This window comes from Candidatus Solincola tengchongensis (genome assembly GCF_015711935.1).
GTDB classification, from domain to species: Bacteria; Actinomycetota; Geothermincolia; order Geothermincolales; family RBG-13-55-18; genus Solincola_A; species Solincola_A tengchongensis.
The window spans coordinates 59,327-81,913 of the sequence record NZ_MU158678.1; the positions used below are offsets into that span (position 1 = coordinate 59,327).

The 22,587-nt window shown below is 64.4% G+C and carries 19 protein-coding genes; 12 read left to right on the plus strand and 7 right to left on the minus strand.

Features of this window, described 5'->3' with window-relative positions; genetic code table 11:
• Positions 1-140: 140 nt before the first annotated feature.
• Both H7007_RS12485 and H7007_RS12490 read left to right on the plus strand, forming a co-directional pair.
• Complete coding sequence (locus H7007_RS12485) at positions 141-1,646, plus strand: acetate--CoA ligase family protein (protein WP_287155644.1); 1,506 nt, start codon at positions 141-143, stop codon at positions 1,644-1,646.
• On the plus strand, positions 1,637-2,446 hold the full coding sequence (locus H7007_RS12490) for an undecaprenyl-diphosphate phosphatase (RefSeq protein WP_287155645.1): 810 nt from the start codon (positions 1,637-1,639) through the stop codon (positions 2,444-2,446). The genes H7007_RS12485 and H7007_RS12490 overlap by 10 nt, the downstream gene beginning before the upstream one ends.
• A 359-nt stretch (positions 2,447-2,805) precedes the next feature.
• On the opposite strand, the gene hypB is transcribed toward H7007_RS12490, so the two are convergent.
• Positions 2,806-3,459 carry a hydrogenase nickel incorporation protein HypB gene (gene hypB / locus H7007_RS12495; RefSeq protein ID WP_287155646.1) on the minus strand — a complete coding sequence of 218 codons (654 nt, stop codon included), beginning with the start codon at positions 3,457-3,459 and terminating at the stop codon, positions 2,806-2,808.
• Positions 3,460-3,574: 115 nt separating this feature from the next.
• Positions 3,575-3,916: a hydrogenase maturation nickel metallochaperone HypA gene (hypA, locus tag H7007_RS12500; RefSeq protein WP_287155647.1), complete on the minus strand. Its 342-nt coding sequence runs from the start codon at positions 3,914-3,916 to the stop codon at positions 3,575-3,577.
• A gap of 508 nt (positions 3,917-4,424) precedes the next feature.
• Between hypA and H7007_RS12505 the strand changes: the two genes are divergently transcribed.
• Together H7007_RS12505 and H7007_RS12510 are read left to right on the plus strand one after the other, a co-directional pair.
• The gene (locus H7007_RS12505; protein ID WP_287155648.1) at positions 4,425-5,483 is read left to right on the plus strand and encodes a CoA transferase subunit A; all 1,059 of its coding nucleotides are present in this window, start codon (positions 4,425-4,427) and stop codon (positions 5,481-5,483) included.
• 13 nt (positions 5,484-5,496) lie between these two features.
• Positions 5,497-6,264, plus strand: coding sequence for a CoA-transferase subunit beta (locus H7007_RS12510; RefSeq protein WP_287155649.1), 768 nt, complete (start codon positions 5,497-5,499; stop codon positions 6,262-6,264).
• A 122-nt stretch (positions 6,265-6,386) separates the two neighbouring features.
• Here H7007_RS12510 and H7007_RS12515 read toward each other — a convergent pair whose 3' ends face one another.
• Both H7007_RS12515 and H7007_RS12520 read right to left on the minus strand, forming a co-directional pair.
• Positions 6,387-7,670, minus strand: coding sequence for an anti-sigma factor family protein (locus H7007_RS12515; protein WP_287155650.1), 1,284 nt, complete (start codon positions 7,668-7,670; stop codon positions 6,387-6,389).
• A 203-nt stretch (positions 7,671-7,873) separates the two neighbouring features.
• Positions 7,874-8,425, minus strand: a complete 552-nt coding sequence (locus tag H7007_RS12520) for an RNA polymerase sigma factor (protein ID WP_287155651.1) — start codon at positions 8,423-8,425, stop codon at positions 7,874-7,876.
• Positions 8,426-8,742: 317 nt separating this feature from the next.
• On the opposite strand from H7007_RS12520, the gene iorA reads away from it, so the two are divergent.
• From iorA to H7007_RS12560, 8 genes are all read left to right on the plus strand, one after another.
• Positions 8,743-10,554, plus strand: a complete 1,812-nt coding sequence (gene iorA / locus H7007_RS12525; RefSeq protein ID WP_287155652.1) for an indolepyruvate ferredoxin oxidoreductase subunit alpha — start codon at positions 8,743-8,745, stop codon at positions 10,552-10,554.
• 1 nt (position 10,555) lies between these two features.
• Positions 10,556-11,134, plus strand: coding sequence for an indolepyruvate oxidoreductase subunit beta (locus H7007_RS12530; protein WP_287155749.1), 579 nt, complete (start codon positions 10,556-10,558; stop codon positions 11,132-11,134).
• A gap of 120 nt (positions 11,135-11,254) precedes the next feature.
• The gene (locus tag H7007_RS12535) at positions 11,255-12,244 is read left to right on the plus strand and encodes a glucosyl-3-phosphoglycerate synthase (protein WP_287155653.1); all 990 of its coding nucleotides are present in this window, start codon (positions 11,255-11,257) and stop codon (positions 12,242-12,244) included.
• A gap of 93 nt (positions 12,245-12,337) precedes the next feature.
• A complete protein-coding gene (locus H7007_RS12540; RefSeq protein WP_287155655.1) occupies positions 12,338-13,156 on the plus strand; it encodes an HAD family hydrolase in 819 nt (272 codons plus the stop codon).
• A gap of 403 nt (positions 13,157-13,559) precedes the next feature.
• Positions 13,560-15,707, plus strand: a complete 2,148-nt coding sequence (locus H7007_RS12545; protein ID WP_287155657.1) for a GAF domain-containing protein — start codon at positions 13,560-13,562, stop codon at positions 15,705-15,707.
• Between the two features lie 916 nt (positions 15,708-16,623).
• Positions 16,624-18,231: a response regulator gene (locus H7007_RS12550; protein WP_287155658.1), complete on the plus strand. Its 1,608-nt coding sequence runs from the start codon at positions 16,624-16,626 to the stop codon at positions 18,229-18,231.
• Positions 18,232-18,233: 2 nt separating this feature from the next.
• On the plus strand, positions 18,234-18,881 hold the full coding sequence (locus tag H7007_RS12555) for a response regulator transcription factor (protein ID WP_287155659.1): 648 nt from the start codon (positions 18,234-18,236) through the stop codon (positions 18,879-18,881).
• A 281-nt stretch (positions 18,882-19,162) separates the two neighbouring features.
• Positions 19,163-19,306: a hypothetical protein gene (locus H7007_RS12560; RefSeq protein WP_287155660.1), complete on the plus strand. Its 144-nt coding sequence runs from the start codon at positions 19,163-19,165 to the stop codon at positions 19,304-19,306.
• 148 nt (positions 19,307-19,454) lie between these two features.
• Here the strand turns inward: H7007_RS12560 and H7007_RS12565 are convergent, their stop codons facing one another.
• The 3 genes from H7007_RS12565 to H7007_RS12575 form a co-directional block, all read right to left on the minus strand.
• Positions 19,455-20,327, minus strand: coding sequence for a B12-binding domain-containing radical SAM protein (locus H7007_RS12565; RefSeq protein ID WP_287155750.1), 873 nt, complete (start codon positions 20,325-20,327; stop codon positions 19,455-19,457).
• A 138-nt stretch (positions 20,328-20,465) separates the two neighbouring features.
• The gene (locus H7007_RS12570; protein ID WP_287155661.1) at positions 20,466-21,533 is read right to left on the minus strand and encodes a hypothetical protein; all 1,068 of its coding nucleotides are present in this window, start codon (positions 21,531-21,533) and stop codon (positions 20,466-20,468) included.
• A 393-nt stretch (positions 21,534-21,926) separates the two neighbouring features.
• Complete coding sequence (locus tag H7007_RS12575; RefSeq protein ID WP_287155662.1) at positions 21,927-22,514, minus strand: NUDIX hydrolase; 588 nt, start codon at positions 22,512-22,514, stop codon at positions 21,927-21,929.
• Positions 22,515-22,587 lie beyond the last annotated feature (73 nt).

A 22,587-nucleotide genomic window follows, 5' to 3' on the forward strand; every position in this document is an offset into this window, starting at 1 on the left:
TAAAGACCTTGGCCGGGTGGCCGAGTGGGGAGGAGGAAAGCATGTCCTTGTCCTCGGCGTGTATCCTCGCCCGTTCGCGTGAGTCGTCAGATCAAGCAAAGCAGGCGATATGCTCAGAACGACTGGGAGAGGGAGGAGAGATGAGATCCGGTGAAGCGGTAGAAGCCCTTTTCAACCCCCGGAGCATGGCCGTGGTGGGAGCTTCGAGCAACCCCGCCAAGTGGGGGCATATAATCCCCTCCAACATTCTTCGCGATGCCTATCGCGGCCGGCTGTACCTGGTCAATCCCCGGGGAGGGAGGATTCACGGCCTCCCGGTCCGCCGCAGCCTCACCGAGATAGGCGAGCCGGTGGACCTGGCCATGATCACCATTCCCGCGGAGAGCGTGCGGGAGGTGCTGGACGACTGCGCCGCGGCCGGGGTCAAGGCGGCCATCGTCATCTCCGGGGGGTTCAGCGAGTCCTCACCCCAGGGGAGGGAGATGGAGAGGGAGCTGGTGGAGGCGGCCCATGAGCGCGGCATCCGCATCGTGGGCCCCAATACCATGGGCATCTACTCTGCCCCCTGGAGCCTGACCGCGCTCATGCCTCCGGTACGCCCCCGTCCCGGACACATCGCCTTCGCCGCCCAGAGCGGGAACCTGGGGACCCAGATGCTGGGCTGGGGGTCATATCGCGGCATCGGCTTTTCCCGTTTCGTGTGCGTGGGCAACGAGTGCGACCTGGACTTCGCCGATTATCTGGAATATTTTGCCAATGACGAACTGACCCGGGTGATCCTGCTCTACGTGGAGGGGTTCAAACGGCCGCGGCGCATCCTCGAGCTGGCCCGGGAGATAACCCCCCGCAAGCCCATCGTCATCTACAAGGCGGGAGGCACGGAGGCCGGTAGGAGGGCCGCGGCTTCCCACAGCGCGGCGATGGCCGGCTCGCAGGACATATACCGTGGGATGATCAGGCAGGCGGGCATGATCCAGGCGGAGACCACCGAGGAGATGCTGGACTTCTCGGATGCCCTGGTAAAACTTCCCATTCCCCGGGGTAGGCGGCTGGCCATCCTCTCCTGGGGAGGCGGATGGGGGGTCGTGGAGGCCGACCTCTGTGAGCGACACGGGCTGCAGGTCGCCTCACTGCCCGGCGAGGTGAAGGAGAGGCTCTCCTCCATACTCCCCTCCTACTGGAGCAAGGGGAACCCCGTGGACCTGGTGGGAATCGTGAACCTGGAGGATCACGCGCGGTGCCTGGAGATACTGGCCTCGCATCCCGATTTCGACCTCCTCATCTCCCTGGGGACGGTGAACGCCGCCGCCGCCTTCGGGATGGCGGAGAGGCCGGAGGAGGTCCCTCCCGAGGAGAGGGAGATAATCGCCGTGCGGCGCCGATACGTGAGGGAGGGCAGCAGCCGCTTCGCGGAGAAGGTGGTGGAGCTCATGGAGAGGCACGGCAAGCCCATCGTCACCGTGGGCATGCCTCAGAGGGACGCGGAGACGGCTGAGGTGGCCGACATGCCCCGGGATCGTCTGTGCATCTACACCAACCCGGAACGCGCGGCCCGGGTGGCGGCCATGCTGGCGGAACGGGGCGAGTTCCTGAGGTCCTCGGGGATGAGCCGGGGGATCCGCGATCGGGGGCGGGCATGGGCATAGGGGCGGCTTTGCTTCTGGGGCTGGTGCAGGGTGTCACCGAGTTATGGCCCGTGTCCAGCTCCGCGCACCTTGCCCTCCTCATCCACCTCTTCGGCTGGGGCAAGCCGGACCTCTCCTTCACCGTGGCCCTTCACCTCGGGACCTGGCTGGCGGTGGTATGGTATTACCGCCGCCGCCTCACGTCCATCGTCCACGCGTGCTGGCGTGAGGCACGGGGGAGGGAACGCGGGGGGGACGAAGCCCGCCTGGGCCGGCTCCTCCTGCTGGCCACGCTGCCCGGTGTCTTCCTAGGAGCCGTGTTCGCCGAGTCCTCGGAGGCCATGGAGGGGATGCCCTTGCTCATGCTCGTGGCCCTGGCCCTCTTCGGCCTGGTGCTGTGGGCGGCGGATGCCTGGGGCGGGCGGAGCAGGGGCTGGCGGGAGGCGGGATGGAGGGAATCCCTGGCCGTGGGCGTTGCCCAGGGGCTGGCCCTCATGCCCGGGGTGTCGCGTTCGGGCATCACCATCTCCGTGGCCCGCGCCGCGGGCATTGAGAGGAAGGAGGCGGCGGATTTCGCTTTCCTCCTCTCCATCCCCATCATCGGGGCCGCGGCGGCCTACGAAGGGCTCAAGCTGGCGAGAGAGGGGATACCCCAGGGAGGGATGTGGCCCATGGCCGTGGGTTGCGCGGCGGCGGCGGTCTCCGGTTACCTGGCCATCGGCTTCCTGCTCTCGCGCCTGAAGAGCCGCTCCTTCGCGCCCTATGCCGTTTACCGCCTCCTCCTGGCGGTGGTCCTGTTGCTCCTGCTGGTCATACTGTGATGCGCTTGCGGGGCGTGTGGCGGAGGATACCCCTGCTGAGGAGAGGGTCGAAGTGACGGTGAAAAAAGAGCGGGGGCTTTGGTTCGCACGAGAGCGCCGGAGTAGGGTCTCGGGACGTAGGCGGACGATTCCGGGAGGAGAGGAGAGGCCGGTCGGGGGATGGCACCCGTGGCGCCGGTCGACGTGTTCCCACTCCTACACTCATATATCCGCGAACGGCCGAAGTGCGCCGAAAATTCTATCTGAAGGCCTACGTCTCGACCTCGTATCCCGCCTCGCCCATTTGCCGGCTCTTAAAGAATACAGCCGCTCACTTTCGGTTTGCCCTTGGCGGTCTCATCTCCCGGGTGCCGGTACGGTCAGCCCTTCTTCGCCGCTCTGTTCCTCAACCAGTCTGCCCAGGCCTGGAGGCCCTCACCGGTCCGGCAACTGATCTCGAAGACCACCATCTCCGGGTTCATGCGGCGGACGGTCTCGCGCAGCTCGCCGAGGTCGAAGTCGCTCAGGCCCAGGAGGTCTATCTTGTTCACCAGCAGCACGTGCGACTGGCTGAACATGAGGGGGTACTTGAGCGGTTTGTCGTGACCCTCGGCCACGGAGAGGATCATAGCCCGCAGACCCTCGCCGAGGTTGAACTCCGCCGGGCAGACCAGGTTGCCCACGTTCTCGATGATCAGGAGGTCCAGGGAGGAGAGGTCCAGGTGGCCGAGCGCCTCCCGTATCATGGAGGCGTCCAGATGACAGGCACCCCCGGTGTTGATCTGCACCACGGGGACGCCGTAGGACTTGATCTTCTCCGCGTCCACGCTGGAGGCGATGTCCCCCTCGATGACCCCGATGTTCATCTCCCTCGCGAGCAGCTCCAGGGTGCGGGAGACCAGGGAGGTCTTGCCCGCGCCGGGAGAGGCCATGAGGTTGACGGCCAGCACGCCGTTCTCCCTGAAGAGGGCCTCGTTCTCCCGGGCTATCCTCTCGTTGGCGTCGAAGACGCCTTCCAGAATCTGGATGTCCATTGGTCACCCTCGCCTTCCGACGTTCCTCTCCTTCCCGGGGACGCGGCTCACGGATGGTGCATGAAAGGCCGCTATGCCCCGCTCCTTCCGGGAAGAGTCCACCGCGTCCCGATCATCATTCTATCTCGATGGACTCCACCATGAATTCCCTGCCGGAGATTATATCCGAGGCCACCTCGCCGCACCGCGGGCAGGTGAGGTCGTATTCCTGGATGCGGAATTCCTCACGGCAGTTCTGGCAGTAGGCCACCACGGGGACTTTGTCGAAGTTCAGCTCCGCCCCCTGGGCGATGGTGTCCCTGGTCACCAGGTCCCAGTAGAAACTGACGTAGTGGTCCACTATCCCCGTCAGTTCCCCCAGCTTGATGTTCACCTTTATTACCCGCCGGGCTCCGTTCATCTCCGCGTGTCGAAGGACGATGCCGGCGATGCTCTCCGTGACCCCCAGTTCGTGCATCAGGAGCTCCTTTCCCCTCTCGCCGCTCTCCCCGCCTGCCAGCGCGGGATATGGGGCTTCTCGCGTAGGGCGCGTGCGCCCGCGCAACTTACATGTTACACCCTCCGGACCGTCCGGACGTTGAGGTCGGTCAGAAAGGGCATGTTCCCTTCGGGCGGGCGTTTCGGGTTGCAGAGTGGCCGAAAGGCAACCCTGTCGGCAGGGCGGGGAAAGGTGTTTTGTCGTATCCTTCGGCGCTTTCCGGTTTGGGGTTGTGATGTCGTTTGAGCAGGCGTTTTCGGGTTTGGATAGATGTTTGCGCGCCGCGTCCTTTGGTGGTAAAAATATTAAGGTTATAGATACTGCAGTAGATCTGAAACAGGATTCGCGCTCTGGACGAGGAAACAGATGGAGCAGGGTAAGGAGCAAGCCGGGCGGTCTCACCCCACCACGGGACCGCCTCACCCCCCCGGCTTGAAGGCCTCCGATTTCCCCTACCGTCGCTTGGATCAGACCGGGAGGTAACAGGATGAGCCACGCCAACGACCGACTCTTCGACCACAAACTGGCCCGGGAATGGAAGCTCAAGAAGTCCCGCGCCGAGAAGGACAAGCGCATGACCCTCCAGGAGGCCATCGCCACCCTGGTGGAGGACGGCGATTCCATCGTGGAGACCGGTTTCGCCTACGTGCGCGGTCCCATGGCCGCTTACTGGGAGATAGGCCGCCAGCGCAAGAAGAACCTGGTGGGCATCTTCACTCCCGGCGGCATGAACACCGCCTGGCACGAGTTCGGCGGCCTTGAGGGGGCCCACGTGGCCTACGTGGGGGTGGAGATGCGGGGCCTGATCTCCCCCTTCCGCCGCGGGGTGGAGGCGGGGACCCTCAAGGTCTATTCCGAGTGGAGCCACGGGGCCCTTTCCCTGGCCCTGCGCGCCGCGGAACAGGGGGTGAACTACGTGGCCTGCAAGTCCATGCTGGGCACGGACCTCATGCGCACCAACCCCTACGTGAGAGAGGCCAAAGACCCCTGGACCGGCGAGCCGGTATGCCTGGTGCCGGCCATGTACCCCGACGTGGCCATCTTCCACGTCCACCACGCGGACAAGTACGGGAACAGCCGGATCTGGGGCCCCTCGGTCAACGACACGGCTATCGCCATAGCCGCCCGCAAGGTCATCGTCACCTGCGAGCGCATAGTGAGCCCCGAGGACATCCGCTCCAATCCCTACCAGGTGATCATCCCCCACTACTGCGTGGACGCCGTGTGCGAGGTCCCTTACGGGGCCTATCCCGGGGATATGCCGGGCATGTACTACTTCGACCGCCGGCTGCAGGAGAGAGTGGTTCGCGTGGAGTGGAAGACCAGGGAATCGACCAAGGAGTGGTACGAGAAGTACATCCTGGGCACCAAGGACCATTACGAGATGATCCAGCTCATCGCCGAGGAGGAGGGCATGAACGTCCTGGAATACATGAAGCGCTTGGAACAGCTCTCCTGCGACGCCAGTTACTTCGGGTTGGGGTACTGGGGAGTCGGCGGCGAGAGGGACTGGAAATACGAGGAAGTGGCCAAGCGGGCCATTTAAGGAGGGTTGTGAGATGAGCGAGATTCAATATACTCCCAGGGAGCTCCTGGCCTGCGTGGCGGCCAGGCTTATAAAGGACGGGGAGAGCGTCTTCGTGGGCACCGGCCTGCCCCTGGTGGGCGCGCTCCTGGCCAAGAAGATGCACGCCCCCAACATGATGGCCATATACGAGTGCGGTGCGGTGGACCCCGAACCCCGGGTGCTCCCCTGGTCGGTGTCCTGTTCCTGGACCACCTACAAGGCCCCCATCATCCTCTCCATGTCCTCGGTATTCGGGCACAGCCGGGCGGGCTATGCCGACGTGGGCTTCCTCGGCGGGGCCCAGATAGACATGTACGGGAACATCAACGCCACCTGCATCGGGGATTATGAACACCCGAGAGTCCGCCTCACCGGCTCCGGAGGGGCCAACGACATCGCCTCCCTGTGCGAGCGGGTCATCTTCATGGGACTCCACCTGCCGGAGCGACTCCCGGAGAGGGTGGACTACATAACCACCCCTGGGTACCTCGACGGGCCGGGGGCAAGGGAGCGCGCCGGCTTGGTGGGCGGTGGTCCCTGGAGGGTCATCACCCACCTGGGGGTCATGGGCTTCGACGAGGAGACCTGCCGCATGAAGCTCATCTCCTACCACCCGGGGGTCACGCCGGAGGTCATCCAGCAGTTCACCGGCTTCGAGCTCATCATCCCCGACGACGTGACCGAGACCCCCAAGCCCACAGAGGAGGAGCTGCGCATCCTGCGCGAGGAAGTGGACCCCTGCCAGCTCTTCTGCTTCTGAACCCTTCTCGGGAGAGGGAAGGGGCAGGGACGGTGCCTTGACGAGGGACCCGGATGTTTACCCGTCCCGCGTCCCGGTGAGAGGGGAGGGAATGCGGTCACCGTCGAGAGGCGGCCTAAGCCTCAGGGAGCTTTCCATATCACTTCCACCGTGACCCGGTCCACGGCGACCAGGCGTCGGGGCGGAAGGAGGAGATCGCTGAGGTCCACCCCCTTGGCGGCCAGGGACATCCAGTCCCCCTGCAGGAGCAGGAGCAGCTGCTCGTAGTTCATCTTCTGCAGGGCTTTAACCACCTCTGCCGGGTTCCCCTGCGCTGCCACATCCCTTAGAAAGGCCTGGAATTCCTCCTCGGAAGGGACTGCAGGGTTTTCCTCCCCTCCTTGCCTCGCTCTACCGGTGTCGTCCCCCTGCCTCTCGGAGAGCTCCGCTTCCCGGGGTACCCCTTCCGGGCATGCCGCCGGGGCTGGGAGCTCCCCACCCCGGGGGATGAGGCGGGCGGCAAGCTCCTGGAGGATCGACTGACTAAACTTGAGGCTCTCCTGGCCACCCCGGGTGGCCAGGTGCAGTGCGGCCGGCACCTGGGGGTCGGGGAAGAGCAGATAGTCTTCGGGGCCGCTGAAGGAGAGCAGCCATACCTCCCTCCCCAGCACCCTGGCCAGTTCCGCTCGGCAGGGGAGGAGAACACTCCCGCTCTCGGCCGGGCCGGCGGCGATGGCTCTCCTGAGCTCGTCCGGGTTCAACCCGGCGCGCTCGGCCTGCCGGGCGAGGTCGGCGACCAGCTGTTCCTGCAGTCGTTGTATGAAGGGCGACTGCGTGTCTCCGGCGACGGGATACCAGTATGCGGAGTAGAAGGCCATGCGCGGCCCGATGTCCTCATCGTAGGCCTGGAGCTCCCCGGGGGAATATTCCCTCCCCGAGAGGACCAGCGCGGGCCGCACCACCAGCTCTTCCGCGCTCCCGGGGTAGATCTCCTGCAGTGAGAGGGCTGAGGCCTCCGTAGTTCCCCCGGAAACGGTCTCTAAAGAAGCGGTCTGTTTCTCCGCGGTTTCCACCGCTTTGGGGGTTCTCCTCCCGGAGAGGAAAGTCCAGGTGAAAGCGGCGGCGACTACCGCCGCCAGGCTCGCTGCAGCGGCGGCCCAGCGCAAGGGAAACCTCGATGCACGGTCCGGGTGGGAGGACATCGCTTCCCTGAGATGGGCCTGGAGCCGGGCGGTCTCCGCTTCAGTCGGCCTAACCTGCGGCATCCGGGAGAGCTCGCGGACCAATTCCTTGAGGGATTGAAACCTCCTGGCGCAATCCGGGCATCCCTTCAGGTGGCCCTCGACCCCGGCGGCTGCCTCATGCCCCAGTTCCCCTTCCAGGAGGGGATTCAAGAGTTTTCTGGCCTGCCGGCATCTCATGTCCATGGAACCTCTCTTCTTCTCGCCAAGTTTTAGATGATGCCGTTTCCGACCCTGTTCCCGGGTGCCTCTTTCATCCTTCTTTCACCCTTCACCCCTTCCCCCGTTCCTGCGGCGCGGGGCAAGGGGCCGACGTCAAGCCCGCTTTTCGTTCTCCTCCCACCCATCCGTCGGTTTCCCTCCTTCTCGCCGGAGGCGTGGAAGGCGGTTCAGCGACTTTGTTCCCAGTAGTCCTCGAGTTCCGCGGCCAGACGGTTTCGAGCCCTGTTCAGTCGGGATTTCACCGTTCCCAGGTTGATGCCCAGTATCTCCGCCACCTCCTTGTAATCGTACCCGCTTATGTCGTGGAGGTAGATGACCTCACGGAACTTGAAGGGCAGGCGGGCGATGGCCTCCTGCACCCGCCGGCGCATCTCCTCCCTCTCCATGCTGGACTCCGGGGAATCGGCTCCCTCGTCGGGGAGGCGCTGTTCCATCTCCGGCATCTCGTCGTCCGGGGAATCGGCCAGGGAGACGTGGCGGCGGCTGCGGCGGGCGTGATCGTGGCAGGCGTTCATGGCCACCCTGTAGAGCCAGGTGGAGAACTTGGCCTCTCCGCGGAAGGAATGCAGCTTACGCAGGAGAAGGAGGAATACCTCCTGGCAGACGTCTGCCGCGTCGGTGCGGTTGCCCAACATTCGGTAGGCGAGGTTCATGACCGTGGGCTGATAGCGGTGGACGAGTTCCTCGAATGCCGCCTGGTCTCCGTCCAGGAAGGACATGACCAGCTCCTCGTCGGAGCGTCTGTCATGTTGTCCTTCCTCTTCCCCTCGTCCGGCCATTGCGGAGACCCTCTTTTCGCGCCTCGTCCAGCGCCTAATTCGGTGTAATTTTAGCACAGGGGAGCAGGTGGCCTTCGTGTTATAATGCCCTAAAATCGATGCCGGAAGCGGGGCGCAAGGCCAAGGGGAATCCCGTTTCGGGGGTGGAAGAAAACGGCGGAGGCGGCCTGAAAGGCACGGGCAGCGGGACGGTTGAGGGCATCGGTCTTCCCCGGAAGTTCGAGAGTCACGGCGGGAACGGCTCGAAGGAGGTCCCGGTGCGGTCGGTACGGAGGAGAGAGCTTCTTTCGGGGAACGAGGCCGTGGCCCGGGGGGCTTATGCCGCCGGGGTCCGCGTGGCCTGTGCTTACCCGGGGACTCCCAGCACGGAGATCCTGGAGGAGCTTTCCCGTCTCCCCGGCGTCTACTGTGAGTGGTCTCCCAACGAGAAGGTGGCCCTGGAGGTGGGCATCGGGGCCTGCCTGGGTGGAGCACGGACCCTCGTGGCCATGAAGCACGTGGGCCTCAACGTGGCCGCCGACCCGTGGATGACCCTCCCCTACATCGGGGTGAACGCCGGGCTTGTCCTGGTGGTGGCGGACGACCCGGGCATGCATTCCTCCCAGAACGAACAGGACAGCCGCTATTACGCCCGCATGGCCGGGGTCCCGCTCCTCGAGCCCTCGGACAGCCTGGAGGCTTACCGCATGGTGGGCGCGGCCCTCGAGCTCTCGGAACGCTACGACACGCCGGTCCTCCTGCGCCTGGAGACGCGGGTCAGCCATTCCCGGTCGGTGGTGGAATACGACGAGGAGAGGATGGAGGTGGACCTTCCCTACCGGAAGGACGCCGCCAAGAGGGTGATGATACCCGGACACGCTCGCCTGCGCCACCCGGTTCTCCTGCGTCGCCTGGAGGAGCTGGCCAGGGAAGCGGAGAGCTTTCCCTTCAACCGGGTGGAGATGCGGTCCGACCGGGTGGGCATAGTGACCTCCGGCGTGTGCTACCACTACGTGCGGGAGGCTTTCCCCCAGGCCTCCGTGCTCAAACTGGGGTTCGTCCATCCGCTCCCGGAGAGGACGGTGCGCGACTTCGCCTCCCATTTCCGCCGCCTTTACGTGGTGGAGGAACTGGAACCCTTCCTGGAGGAATCCCTCAAAGCCATGGGTCTGGACGTCATGGGTAAGGCGAGGATTCCCCGGGACGGAGAGCTGGACCCGGACCGCGTGGGGAGATGCCTGGCGGAGATCATAGAGGTGGACACGGGTGTCAAAGGCGGGGGTTGGGAAAAGCCGGAACTCATCACCGTATCCCTCCCCGGCGAGCTCCCGGCGCGTCCGCCGGTCATGTGTCCCGGGTGCCCGCACCGCGGCCTCTTCTACGTCCTCTCCCGGCTGAAGCTGGTGGTCTCCAGCGACATCGGCTGTTACACTCTCAGCGTGCTGCCTCCCATCGAGGGCATCGACTGCCAGGTGTGCATGGGGGCGGGGGTGGGAATGGCCCTGGGGCTGGAGAAGGCCTTTTCCGGGAGCCGGGTGAACGCGGATCTCCGCGGCAGGGTGGTGGGCGCCCTGGGAGATTCCACCTTCATCCACGGGGGCATCACCGGCCTCATAGACATGGTCTACAACCGCACCCCGTGCACCATCATCATCCTGGACAACCGGACCACGGCTATGACCGGTTTCCAGGATCACCCCGGAACGGGAAGGACCCTCATGGGGGAGTCGACCCACGCCCTGGATCTGGAGGCGCTCTGTCGGGCCATTGGAGTGGACTCCGTGCGCGTGGTCGACCCCTGGGACCTGAAGGCGACGGAGGAGGTCCTGCGTGAGGAGGTGGGATCCGACCGCACCTCTGTGGTAATCTCGCGTCGCGCCTGTACGCTCATGACCCGTTCCCGGCACGCCGTCTTCAGGGTGGTCGACGAGGAGTGCACCGGCTGCCGGCGCTGCCTGCGGCTGGGATGTCCGGCTATTGTCTTGCGGGGGGATAAGGCGTGGGTGGACGAGGACCTGTGTGCCGGCTGTTCCATGTGCGCGCAGCTCTGCCGACCGGGTGCCCTGCGGGAGGTGGGGGACCTTGACTGACGTGATACTGGCCGGGGTGGGGGGACAGGGAAACGTGCTCTCGGCTCGCATCCTGGCCGAGACGGCCATGCGCGCGGGATATAGCGTCAAGACCTCCGAGGTGCACGGGATGGCCCAGAGAGGCGGTAGCGTGGTGTGCATGGTTCGCTGGGGGAGGGAGGTGTATTCCCCCCTCATCCCCCGGGGGCGTGCGGATTTCCTGCTGGCCTACGAACTCCTGGAGGGGCTCCGCTTCCTCGAATACCTCCGCCCCGGCGGGACGGTACTGGTCAACGAATACCGCCTCGATCCCCTTCCCGTGTTGAGGGGCGATGCAGCGTATCCCGAGGAGTCCCTGGAGCTCCTCCGGGAGGCGGCGGGAAACTGCGTGGTGCTCCGGGCCCGCGACCTGGCCACGGAAGCGGGCAGCACCAGGGCGGTGGGAACGGTGATGCTGGGAGCGCTCTCCGCGTTCCTCGAGTTTCCGGATAATGCCTGGGAGGAATCCCTGCGGGAAAGGATCCCCCCAAAAGCGCTGGAGGCCAACTTAAGGGCCTTCGTCCTGGGAAGGAAGGCCACCGGAGAACGGTCCGGTAGGTGAGGGGTTGGGAGAATCGGCGGCGGAAGGATGGGGAGAGGGCAGCGAATGCGGGATCTTGTCCGGGTGAGGCGCAGCCGTTCGCCTCGGGTTTTCCGGTGAGAGGACTCAAGGGGGTAGGGCATGGGAAGGAGGCTGGAGACCTGCGCGTGGTCCGAGGGGAACACCTTCCACCACTGCCAGTTCGAGGACCTGGATCGACTGATGGAGCACAAACGCCGGGCGGAAAAGACGGTGAGCGTGTGCCTTCCCAGCCTGAACGAGGCCTCAACCATAGGCCCCATACTGGAGACCATCGTCGAGGAGCTCATGACCCGCGTCCCCCTGGTAGACCAGCTCTGTGTTGTGGACGGGGGGAGCAGGGACGGCACCCCGGAGCTGGCCCGCGAGATGGGGGCGGAGGTCTACCGGCAGGAGGAGATCCTTCCCGGCTTATATTACCCCCAGGGCAAGGGAGACGCCCTCTGGAGGAGCATGTACTGCCTGCGCGGGGACATCATCATCTGGATGGACTCCGACATCCGCAACTTCCATCCCCGCTTCGTCTACGGCATCCTGGGGCCCCTGCTGACCAGGGAGGATATACTTTTCGTCAAGGGGTTCTACCAGCGCCCCTTCCGGGCGGAGCACAGGCTTCTGCCCACCGGCGGGGGAAGAGTGACCGAACTGGTGGCCCGCCCGCTTTTAAGCCTCTTCTACCCCGAGCTCACCGCCCTCATCCAGCCCCTTTCCGGCGAATACGGAGGGAAGAGGTCCCTTCTGGAGAGCATCCCCTTCTTCTCCGGTTATGGGGTGGAGATAGGCATGCTCATCGACATCTATTCCCGCTACGGAATGGGGGTCATCGCCCAAGTGGACCTGGAGGAGAGGCAGCACCGCAACCAGACTTTGCCGGCTCTGGGAAGGATGGCCTTCCAGGTCATGCAGGCGGTGCTGGTACGCCTGCAGGAGGAGGGAAGGCTCACCTTTTCGGAAGGTTTCCGGACGGAGATAACTCAGGTGGATTACCGGAACGGGGAATACATCCTGGACAGCAGGCGGCTGCCGGTGGAGGAGAGGCCCCCCATCGGCCAGCTCGAGGAATACCGGGCCCTGTTCGGAGGTCGAGGATAGGTGGAGAAAGGCGCATCCCCCGGGGATAGCCTCCTGGAGCGCGCCCTCAGGGAATACGGGCCGCAGGCGCGTTGGCCGTCCCTTAAGGAAAAGATGGGGCGGGTAAAGGTGGTCTACACCGACCTGGACGGGACCATGATGGGGCCGGGAGGATGTTTCTTCCGCAACCTGGGAGGAGGTTACACCCTCCGTCCGGCGCGAGCCCTGGTGGAGGCCCTGCGCAGGGGGGTGGACGTGGTCCCGGTCTCCGGGAGGAGCGCCCGCCAGCTGCGGGAAGACGCTCGCCTGCTCGGCCTGCGTAACTACATCGCCGAGCTTGGGGTGGAGCTGGTGTACGACCTGGGAGAGGAGGTGGTCCTCAACACCGGGGGCCTGGAGGGGGCATGCGGGGACCTATACAGGGCGATAATGGACAGCGGGGCCGTCGATTTCCTCCTGCAGGCCCATAAGGGAAGGCTGGAGTTTCACACCCCCTGGTCCAATTACCGTGATTGCACCCCCATCTTCCGCGGCCTGGTGGACCTGGCGGAGGTGAACGGCGTTCTGGAGGAGAGGTATCCGGGGCTGGAGCTGGTGGACAACGGCGTCATCCCCAGGAGCTATCCCGGCCTGGAGGTGTCCGAGGTGAGGGCCTACCACCTGGTGCCCAAGGGTGTGAGCAAGGAGAAGGCGGTGGCCGAGGACATGAGGAGGCGCGGTTTCCGGCGCCGGGAGGCCGTCGCCGTAGGGGATTCGGAGGCCGATCTGGCCCAGAGCGAGGTGGTGGGCGTCTTTTTCCTGGTCCGAAACGGCCTTCTGGGCAATCCGCACCTCGAACCGCGCATCGCCGTTACCCCCAACGTGGTGGTCACCGAGGGCTTCCTCAACGAGGGTTGGGCCGAGGCCCTGGAGCTGGCCGTCCTGGAGGATTGAAAGGGGCTCTCCCACATCTTCCATGTATCTGACCCGTAGCGCCGTTGCTTTATTGGCATGTTGGTTCTGTTCTGTGGACCCGTTGCTTTACTGGCAAACCGGGGGTTCTTTGCGCGCGGTGTTTCGGGGCTTCGACCTGAGCTGGAGGCGCTTGCGGCTTTCCCCTCCCCGCCTTTGAACCCCGAATCGCTACCGCATACTGGCCGTTAATCGCCGTTCAAGGAAATCCTTTAGGTAAAGGCCCCTTTAGACGATAAATTAAAAGATTAATGAGAACCACAAGAGCACGGGACACGCGCTATCCCTCTTCGGAGGGTTGTGCGGTAGCGGTGTTTTCAAGAATAAATCAGAGCAGACGCAGGACGGCCTCGGTCACAAAGACGGGACATCGAGGGGTGCGGCCTTGGACCTAAAACGCAAGATCGTCCTCTTCACCAGGATCATCCGCATCGTCGTATATCTCTACGTGCTCGTCCAGCTACTCATCTCCAGACAGAGATTCGACCAGTCCATCGTGATCCCCGTGGTGGCTGGGATGGGCGTCTTTTACGTGATCGTCGACCAGATCGTCTTCCGCGTTCCCGAAAAGAGGTTTCGCCTGGCCTGCCTGAGCTTGATGCCCTTCGAGATGCTCCTCATCTCCCTCCTCATCTATTACACCCGCTCCGCCCCCATCCCGGAGTTCGATTTCCTTTATGCCCTGCCGGTGGTGAATATGGCCCTCTGGTTCGGCCTCCGGGAAGGCATCGGCTTCGGCGTCCTGGGCAGCCTCCTCTTCGTGCTAACCGCGGGGCTCTCCGGCCGCCTGTCCGGGCTGGAATCGGCGGGCATGGTCCTTTTCCGCTGCGGTTTCAACCTCCTTAGCGCCCTCGTCACGGGATTCATGTCCGAGTTTGCCGAGAGTGAGAGCCGGGAGAAGGCCAGGAGGATGGTGGAGCTCACCGCCCTGTCCGGCTTCGCCACCCTCTTCGACTCCACGCTGAGCGAGGAGAAGGTCTACGAGAACCTCTGTGAGGCCGTCTCGCGGAGCATCAACCCCGACGTTGCGCTGGTCTTCAGGCTGGACTCCGAGGGGGAGCGCCTGTGCGTGGTGGCCTCGGAGGGGGTGAGTTCAGGCGAGGCGGCCATCGTCCTTCCCCGGGATTACGGTCTGGTGGGAAGGGTTTTAGAGTCCCGGGAGCCCATGATGGTCAGGGACACGGACTTAGAATGGGGTTACCGGCAGTTCCTGGAAACGCATCGCATTCGCTCCGCCATCTATTCGCCCCTCAAGTGGAGGGATGAGGTATACGGGGTGGTCTTCGCCGGGAACCATCTAAAGGACAGTTTCACCGACAACGACCTCAACCTGATGTCCGCCCTCTCCGTTCAGGCGGCGGTGGCGGTGCACAACTCGCGGCTCTACGCCGACCTGCAGAACCGCATCGGAGAGCTGCATGCCATATTCGAGATCGATAAAGCCATCACCTCGGCCATTGACCTGGAGACCGTCCTGCAGCAGATAGTCCAGATGAGCCTGGTGCTACTGAACGCCAAGACCAGCTCCATCATGCTCTTGGACGAGGAGAGCCAGGAGCTGGTCGTGGCCGCCGCGCACGGCCTTTCCGAGGATTACCTGAGCAAGGGTTCCATCAAAGTGGGGGAGAGCGTGGCCGGAAGGGTCATCCAGGAGGGAAGGCCGATCGCGGTGCGGGACATAAGGACCGACTCCCTCCACGCCTATCCGGAGTATGCCCGACGGGAAGGGCTGTGCTCCCTGCTTTCCGTGCCCCTCAGCCTGAAGGACCGGGTCATAGGGGTCTTGAACCTCTATACCGAGGAACCGCGCAATTTCACTCCCCACGAGATAAACCTCTTCACCAGCCTGGCCAGCCAGGCGGCCATCGCCATCGAGAACGCCCGCCTCTTCGAGAGCCTTGAGGAGATATACATCGAGGTGATAACCGCCCTGGCCAACGCCATCGACGCCCGGGATGCCTATACCCACGGCCATTCCAACCGGGTCATGGAATACTCGGTGGCCCTGGCGGAGGGGATGGGGCTCTCCCCCGAGGAGGTGGACGTCATCCGTCACGCCTCCATCCTGCACGACGTGGGCAAGATCGGTATCCGGGAGAAGATACTGAAAAAGCCCGGCCTGCTCACCGAGGACGAGCGGAGGGAGATGGAATACCACCCCTTCATAGGCACACGCATACTGCAGTCGGTGAAGCTGCTCGAACCGGTGATGCCCCTGGTCTACCACCATCACGAGAGGTACGATGGCACGGGGTATCCGGACGGGCTGAAGGGGGAAGAGATCCCTTTGGGTTCCCGCATCATCGCCGTGGCCGACGCCTTCGAGTCCATGACCTCCGACCGCCCCTACCGCAAGGCCCTCCCCCTGGAGGAAGCCCTTGCTGAGCTGAGGAGGGGAGCCGGGAGGCAGTTCGACCCGCGGGTGGTGGAGGTGTTCCTCCGTCTGGTGGAGGAGGGGAAGATCCGGGTGAGATGGAGCGACGGCCGGGTGATCCCCATCACCGAGCACCTCGGGAAGGCGGGCATGAGCTGAACCCGACCAGCTTCCGCCCCTCCCTTGAGTCCTCCTTTGCTGCTCGTCCCCATGGGGCAGACCACGGGATCACAGCGGTCCCTCCCTCTGGGCTTGTGAAGACGCTCAAGGGCGGGTCATGTTGATGGACAGCCGGCCTTCCTTTTCGGGGCCTGCACCGGCGGCTACCTCGCCAGCTCCCGTGGACACGGAAAGCCTTGTCCTTCCGTTTCCCGTTTCCGTGCACGCAGGGATAAGCGCATGGCACCGAGCCGGGTGAGCGTATGCATTCTCGAGGTTCTCGCGAGTCCGGTGCATACCGATCCCCGGTCGATGGGAGCACGAATCCCGCCTCATTTCGTACACGTCCGGGTGGAGGGCAGGATTCAAGCCCGAGAGATATGCAACCGTAGAAGTCGCCGGATGCTGCACCGGGATCGGGAATTCTCGGTCCAGGGCTCCAATTACCATATCCTGCCGTATTTACCGTGTTCTTCGCGAGAAGTTCGCAATGTGGCGCACATGCGCCGCGTTCGCCTCCCTCATGCGGGACGGCGGGGAAGGTGAGGGGCGTGTAGATGAGGATAAAAGACGCGCCTCTCGAAGGAAAAGTCAAGATGAGGGCGGCTCAGGCCGACTTTGAATAGGTGTGAGCGCGTCGAGGCCATAGTGACGGGAGCAAACCGGCGGACGCGCTTCACCGGTTTGGCGGAAGCCGTGTTTAGGCCCGCCCATGCCCATGTCGGGGAGTTGGGAGGGGTTGCCAAGGAGCGGTTGGGGTGAAGGTTTTTGGGGTTAAGGCGCTGGGCAATGGAATCATGGAAAATAAGGAACGGGGGAAGTTGACGAGGGGAAGAAGCCGGGCCTCCGGGAACTCCAGGAGTGCGGCGAGGTCAACGGGGTGAGCGGCGTGCATCATACCCGGGGCGAAGGAGAAATGGTATCCGGCGCGGACATCCTGGTGGTGGATGACGAGCCGGAGGTGGCCCGGATCATGGCCATGAACCTGGAGTTCGAGGGCCACAGGGTCCGTGTGGCCCACGACGGCTTGGAGGCCCTGCGGGAGGTGGAGGAGAAGAAGCCGGACTGCATCCTCCTGGACATCATGATGCCCAAAATGGACGGTTTCGAGGTCCTGAAGCGCCTGAAGAAGGACCCGGAGACCTCGGACATCCCGGTCATCGTGGTCACCGCCAGGGACACGGACATGGACCGCCTGAAAGGCTTGGGCGGCGGTGCTGTGGAGTACGTGGCCAAGCCCTTCGATCTCGGAGAGCTCAAGGCGCACGTCTCCCGCGCCCTCTCCGTGAAGGACAGAGGCCTGGAGGAGCAGGCCAGGCAGGAGCGGATACGCCGGCTGCAGCTCTCCACCCTGCGGGACATAACGGAGAAGCTCATCTCCACCCTGGAGCTGGAGGAGGTCCTGGAGACCATCGGGGAGAAACTACGCCATCTCTTCGAACTGGACGTCTGCGCCATCACCCTCCTGGATGCCGCCGGCAGGCGCTTCTACCCCGCTTCCGTGTGTTCCCGCTTGCCGCTGGGGGAGAGGGAGCGGAACAAGTTCCACATCCCCTATGAGCGGCTTCGGGAATGGACCGAACAGGAGGGCGCGTACGATTCCGGTGTCCAGCCTCTGCCCGCTTCCGTCCTCTCCGGAGATGAGGTGGCCGGGGTCCTTGCCGGGCTGCGCTCCCTTTACCTTCTGCCCTTGAGGGCGAAGGGAAGGTTCATCGGGGTGATCTTCCTGGGCAGGGTGAAGGAAATGGAGCTGAGCCCCCAGGAGGTCGAGCTACTGGCCGCCGTGGGCAACCAGGCGGCTCTGGCCATCGAGAACGCCCGCCTCTACGAGGAACTGCGCTACGACGAGGAAATACACCGCCAGCTCCTGCAGCGGGTGATCAACGCCCAGGAGGACGAGCGGAGGAGGGTAGCCATGGAGCTGCACGACGGTGTCATCCAGAACCTGGTAAGCGCGGTTTTCCGGGTGCAGTTCGGGGAGGCGCGCCTGGAGAGCGACCCGCAAGGGGCCCGCCGCGCCCTGCGCGAGTCGCAGGAGATAATCAACCAGGGCATCGACGAGATGCGCCGTATAATCGCAGGGCTGCGCCCCACCATGCTGGACGACATGGGGCTTGTGCCCGCCCTGCAGAAGTACATCCGCCGCGTGCAGGAGGAAGCCCCCTGGGAGTTGAAGATTGAACTGAAGGAAGGAGAAGTGCCCCAGCTCACCCCGGAGGCGGAGACGGCCCTTTACCGCATATGCCAGGAAGCCCTGCACAACGTGGTCAAGCATTCCCGGTGCCGCCGGGCGGAGGTGGAACTGAGCAGCGAGGGAGAGGAGTTGGTGCTCCGGGTGGAGGACGACGGCGTGGGCTTCGAGTTCCCGCCCTCTCAGAGGAGGCAATCGCGGGGATTCGGGCTGGCGGGGATGCGGGAAAGGGCCGAGTCGCTGGGGGGTAGGCTGAGGGTGAAGAGCGCGCCGGGGGAGGGAACACTCGTCGAGGCCAGGTTCCCCCTCTACGCGGTGAGCAAGGAGGGTTGAGGATGGCTCGTGAGCCTTTGAAGGTCCTGGTGGTGGACGACCACCGCCTGGTCCGGGAGGGGCTGGTGAGTCTCTTGCGCTTGAACCCGGAGATCGAGGTGGTGGGAGAGGCCTCGGGGGGAGACGAGGCGGTGGCCAAGGCTCGAAGCCTCAAACCCGACGTGGTCCTCATGGACATCAGCATGCCGGGCATGAACGGCATCACGGCGACCAGGCTGATAAAGAAGGACCTCCCGGAGACCAAGGTCATAATGCTCACCATGCTGGACCAGGAGGGTTACGTCTACGAGGCGGTCAAGGCGGGAGCCACCGGGTACCTCCTCAAGAACACGGGCATGGAGGAACTGGTGAAGGCCATAAAGGAGGTACACAAGGGGGGCGCCACTCTGCATCCCGAGGCCCAGGCGCAGCTGCTCAAGGAGTACGTCTACCTGGCCCAGAGCAACCGGGAGACATACGGCCTGAGCGAGAGGGAGTTGGAGATACTGCAACTCCTAGGGGACGGGCTCTCCAACAAGGAGATTTCGGACAGGCTTTTCATCAGCATCCAGACGGTGAAGACCCACATCACCCACATCTTCGAGAAGCTGGGGGTGAAGGACCGCACCGAGGCCGTGGCCACCGCCCTGCGGCGCGGCCTCATCTCCTGAGGGCGGGCGTGCCCTTCCGGCCTTCGATCACGTTCCCGCGGAAGGCCGTTTCGACTCATGCCGCCGGCACCGGCCGGTCCGGTTCGTATCCGCGGCTGAAAAGGAAAGCTCTATGGGTAGGAGGGATGCGCTGCCGCGTATCCTCTCAAGACCATGGATGGGGTTCCGTCGGGGGCGCCCCCTCATGCCCGATGCGCCGAAGGCTTCGCGCGCGGCGAAGGGGGGCCGCATACGTACGCCCCGCCGTCTTCCCCGCCATCACATCATGGTAAGATGTCCCCATGAGTATCTGGGAGAGGATAAAGAGATTCTTCCGGGGCACGCGCTTCCTGTGCGACACATGCGCCTACGATTACCCCGCGGCCTGCTCCCGCCCCGAGAGGCCCAATGCCACCTCCTGCCCGGATTACCGCAGGAGGTTCTAAACCGCCCCCATGGATGGGTTATAGGCGAGGCGGAAACGGCGGGAAGGTGGTCGGAACCGGGCGCGCAACAAGGGACGGGGCCGGTCCCCGAAGCGGCGTCATTTCAGCCGATGGGCTTTAAGGCCGGGAGTGGATCCGGAGATCCGGGTCAAAGACTGGTAAGGTAGCGTGGCCCGAGGTATAAGTCCGCCTTCTCCAGGGCCGTCTCCACGGCGGCGAGCATCTTCTCCCGGTCCTCCGGCAGGTGGCCGTAGATGGGCACGTAGTTGGAAACGTGATCGGAGAGGAACCAGGCGCCCTCCACCTCCAGCCGGTTGAGGAGCACCTGCAGCTCGCGCATGACCGTCTCCCCGGAGGCCTCCCGGAAGCGTCCCTCCTGGGCGTCCCGGTAGAGGGGTGTTCCCGGAAGCAGGTATAGGGTGCGGGGGCGGATGTATTTGGGCCGCATGGCGTTGAGCGCCCGGGCGGTGTTCTCCGCGTGCTGCTCCCAGCGGTCCTCGCCCCCCAGCCCCAGGAGGATGTACACGGAGAGCTCGATCCCCGCCTCCCTCACCCTGCGGGCAGCTTCGATCATCCCCTTGGAGTCCACACCCTTGTTCACCATGGACAGTATCTCGTCGTCCCCGCTCTCCAGCCCGAAGTAGATGATGTCCAGCCCGGCCTCTTTCAAGGCGCGCAGGGACTCCACGGATTTTCCCTTCAGGAAGCGCCCTCCGCCGTAAGAGGAGATGCGTTCGACCTCCGGGAAGAGCCTGCGGATGTAGCGTATGATCTCCGCCAGCTTGTCGGAGTTCATGGCCACCGTGTTCCCGTCGGCCAGGAAGACCGAGCTCACGTGGCGGTAGAAGAGGCGGGCCCGCCGCAGGTCGGCCTTCACCTCCTCGGGGTCGCGCACCCGGTATCTCTTCGTCTTGTACATGCCGCAGAAAGAGCACCGGTTGTGCGGGCAGCCCAGAGTGACCTGCACGATGAGGCTTTCCGCCTCGCAGGGTGGGCGGAAGAGAGGCTCCTCGTAGCGCATCACCTGGAACATACCTTTATTATAGCCGGAGTGTCACAGGGTTTTTCCTCCGCGGCCCGGCCGGGTGTTGATGCGGCCCTGCCTGCTCCCGGGCTATTTCGAGTCATATGTGGCGGCCGGTTCTCAGGAGTCCGTCCCCTATGCCGAGACTTTCACCCGGAGGCCGCCCCCTTCCCCGGCCTCCCACTCCACCCGGGAGTCCACCCCGTGGAGCGCCTCGAAGAGGCCCTGGGCCAGCCCGGCGAGCACCGGGTGGAGGCAGGCGTTCTCCATCTCCAGGAGCAGCCCTTCCGGCCCCAGCTCCAGGTGCTGTAGACCGCCTAGGCCGCGCAGGGAGAGCACGGTCCGCAGCTCCTCCGTAAGGTCCCCTCCTGCGAGGGAATAGAACCCGTCCCGGGTCAGCCTCCGCTGTGCCTCCACCACCGCCCCCGGTATGGCCTCGCCCAGCTCACGTTCCAGTTCCCCGAAGATGGCCTCCAGGACGGAGGGGGCGAAGAAGACCATCCTGCGCCCCGTCTCCCGATGCAGGATGAGCCCCTCCTCCAGCCGCCATTCGTATTCCCCCAGGAGAAGCGGGGCCTCGCATCGGGGGCAAGCCTCCAGCTGGATATTGCCTTCGGGGTAAGCGTACCTCCTCATGGTCAGCCTGCCCTTGAACTCCTCGGGATGGGGGGAGGGGAAAGCGCGGATCTCGTAGGTATCCGGGCCCGCCGCATCGTAGGAGAGCCCCATCTCCCTGCCCACCAGCGCCTCGAAGGCGGCCACCGGGTCAACGCAGCCAAGGGTTATGGAGTAGGGGCGGTGCACCCGCACCAGCAGGTAGTCCTGGTCGTCCCCTTCCAGTCGGGAGTCCAGCACCTCGAACCTCCCGTAACCCAGGACATGGCCTATCCCCACCATGCCCTGGACCACCGGGCCCACGTCCAGGTTTCCGCTCCTGACCTGCTCTTTGAGGGACTCGGGAATCACGCGGTCCATGTAGGCCTTGGCGGCGCGGCGCCGGGTGTCGACCACGATGCGCTCGATGGACACCCCCAGTATTCCCTCCAACTCGCGGAGCAGGAAGTCCAGGTTTTCGCTCTCCATGAAGATGAGGATGTGCCGCGCGTCCCTGCGCTGGACGATGAAACCGCTCGGGTGCCAGAGGTGTTCCGCGGTTATGTAGGCGGGCACGCCGCAACGAGGACAGGTTTCAATCCCTTCCATCGAGACCCCCTTTACCGAATATTCCCATCCCTTAAGGGCCAATACGCCCTTTCGGTTAGTATTTTTCGGAAAAAATCCCCTTGGACTGAAGGGAACTGCTGCCGGAGCAGAAAATCCGCTTCGACTCGCCATGCACGGCCGTATGGCGCGGTCAGGGCGGATCGACTCAAGGGCCGTGGCGGGAAGGGCGAGTCCGGAGGCCCTGATCTCGACCCCTCGCTCCGGGAAGGGATAGGCGGATCCGCGGGACGACGGTTCGGAGGCGCGCGCTCTTGCTCTTCTTGGGCGGAGATTGCAGGTCGATGACCGGACGGGGTGGAGGCCGTCTGGAAGCTCGTGATTGCTAAAACGTTCCAATGTAAAAGGTGCTGCAAAACCGGCCGGCGGGCTCGTTCATACGGAGGCGCGGAGCTTCTTTATCTCCTCCACCGAGGCGTCGTGCAGGGCTACGCGGTAGGCGAAAAGCCCCATTCCCGTGGCCAGCAGTCTCTCGCGGATCGGCCCCTGGAGCTCCTCGAGGGTTATCCACCTGGCCTCCCTTATCTCGTCCTCGTCCAGCTGCCCAATCCGCCCGCTCTCCATGAGGGCGGTGAAGACCAGGCTTCTCCAGTCCTCCACCACCGGCCCGCAGGTGAAACGGGCATGGATATGGAGGATGAAACGGTCCAGGCTTATCTCCAAGCCGGTCTCCTCACGCGCCTCCCGGAGGGCCGCTTCCTCCAGGGGCTCCCCTGGATTGGCGGCCCCGGAAGGAGCCCGGTAAGCGCCCACGGGGAACATGTGTTTGGCGATGGCCGCGAATTCCCGGTATCCTCGGTCGCGAAAGATGAAGATAGTGAGGTCGTGGTTGCGGTCGTGCTTCTTTGAGCTCTGGAGCATGTTCATCTCCGGAGGCCCTATCTCGAAGGAGAGGTGTAGGTGGCGCGGCCTTCCGTATTTCCTCTCCATCTCGCGTATCATCTCATCGGACACATAGGCCATGGCCTTATCTCCGTTTCCGGCCGCCGGGGCTCCGATTGAGCCTGTCCGCCGGCTCCGGTGACGTCCCATATGC

What these genes read in the sequence shown, in the direction of transcription:
- H7007_RS12485 (WP_287155644.1), top strand. Translation starts at nt 141, where the DNA reads ATGAGATCCGGTGAAGCGGTAGAAGCCCTTTTCAACCCCCGGAGCATG.
- H7007_RS12490 (WP_287155645.1), top strand. Translation starts at nt 1,637, where the DNA reads ATGGGCATAGGGGCGGCTTTGCTTCTGGGGCTGGTGCAGGGTGTCACC.
- hypB (WP_287155646.1), bottom strand. Translation starts at nt 3,459, where the DNA reads ATGGACATCCAGATTCTGGAAGGCGTCTTCGACGCCAACGAGAGGATA.
- hypA (WP_287155647.1), bottom strand. Translation starts at nt 3,916, where the DNA reads ATGCACGAACTGGGGGTCACGGAGAGCATCGCCGGCATCGTCCTTCGA.
- H7007_RS12505 (WP_287155648.1), top strand. Translation starts at nt 4,425, where the DNA reads ATGAGCCACGCCAACGACCGACTCTTCGACCACAAACTGGCCCGGGAA.
- H7007_RS12510 (WP_287155649.1), top strand. Translation starts at nt 5,497, where the DNA reads ATGAGCGAGATTCAATATACTCCCAGGGAGCTCCTGGCCTGCGTGGCG.
- H7007_RS12515 (WP_287155650.1), bottom strand. Translation starts at nt 7,670, where the DNA reads ATGGACATGAGATGCCGGCAGGCCAGAAAACTCTTGAATCCCCTCCTG.
- H7007_RS12520 (WP_287155651.1), bottom strand. Translation starts at nt 8,425, where the DNA reads ATGTCCTTCCTGGACGGAGACCAGGCGGCATTCGAGGAACTCGTCCAC.
- H7007_RS12535 (WP_287155653.1), top strand. Translation starts at nt 11,255, where the DNA reads ATGGGAAGGAGGCTGGAGACCTGCGCGTGGTCCGAGGGGAACACCTTC.
- H7007_RS12540 (WP_287155655.1), top strand. Translation starts at nt 12,338, where the DNA reads ATGGGGCGGGTAAAGGTGGTCTACACCGACCTGGACGGGACCATGATG.
- H7007_RS12550 (WP_287155658.1), top strand. Translation starts at nt 16,624, where the DNA reads ATGGTATCCGGCGCGGACATCCTGGTGGTGGATGACGAGCCGGAGGTG.
- H7007_RS12555 (WP_287155659.1), top strand. Translation starts at nt 18,234, where the DNA reads ATGGCTCGTGAGCCTTTGAAGGTCCTGGTGGTGGACGACCACCGCCTG.
- H7007_RS12560 (WP_287155660.1), top strand. Translation starts at nt 19,163, where the DNA reads ATGAGTATCTGGGAGAGGATAAAGAGATTCTTCCGGGGCACGCGCTTC.
- H7007_RS12565 (WP_287155750.1), bottom strand. Translation starts at nt 20,327, where the DNA reads ATGCGCTACGAGGAGCCTCTCTTCCGCCCACCCTGCGAGGCGGAAAGC.
- H7007_RS12570 (WP_287155661.1), bottom strand. Translation starts at nt 21,533, where the DNA reads ATGGAAGGGATTGAAACCTGTCCTCGTTGCGGCGTGCCCGCCTACATA.
- H7007_RS12575 (WP_287155662.1), bottom strand. Translation starts at nt 22,514, where the DNA reads ATGGCCTATGTGTCCGATGAGATGATACGCGAGATGGAGAGGAAATAC.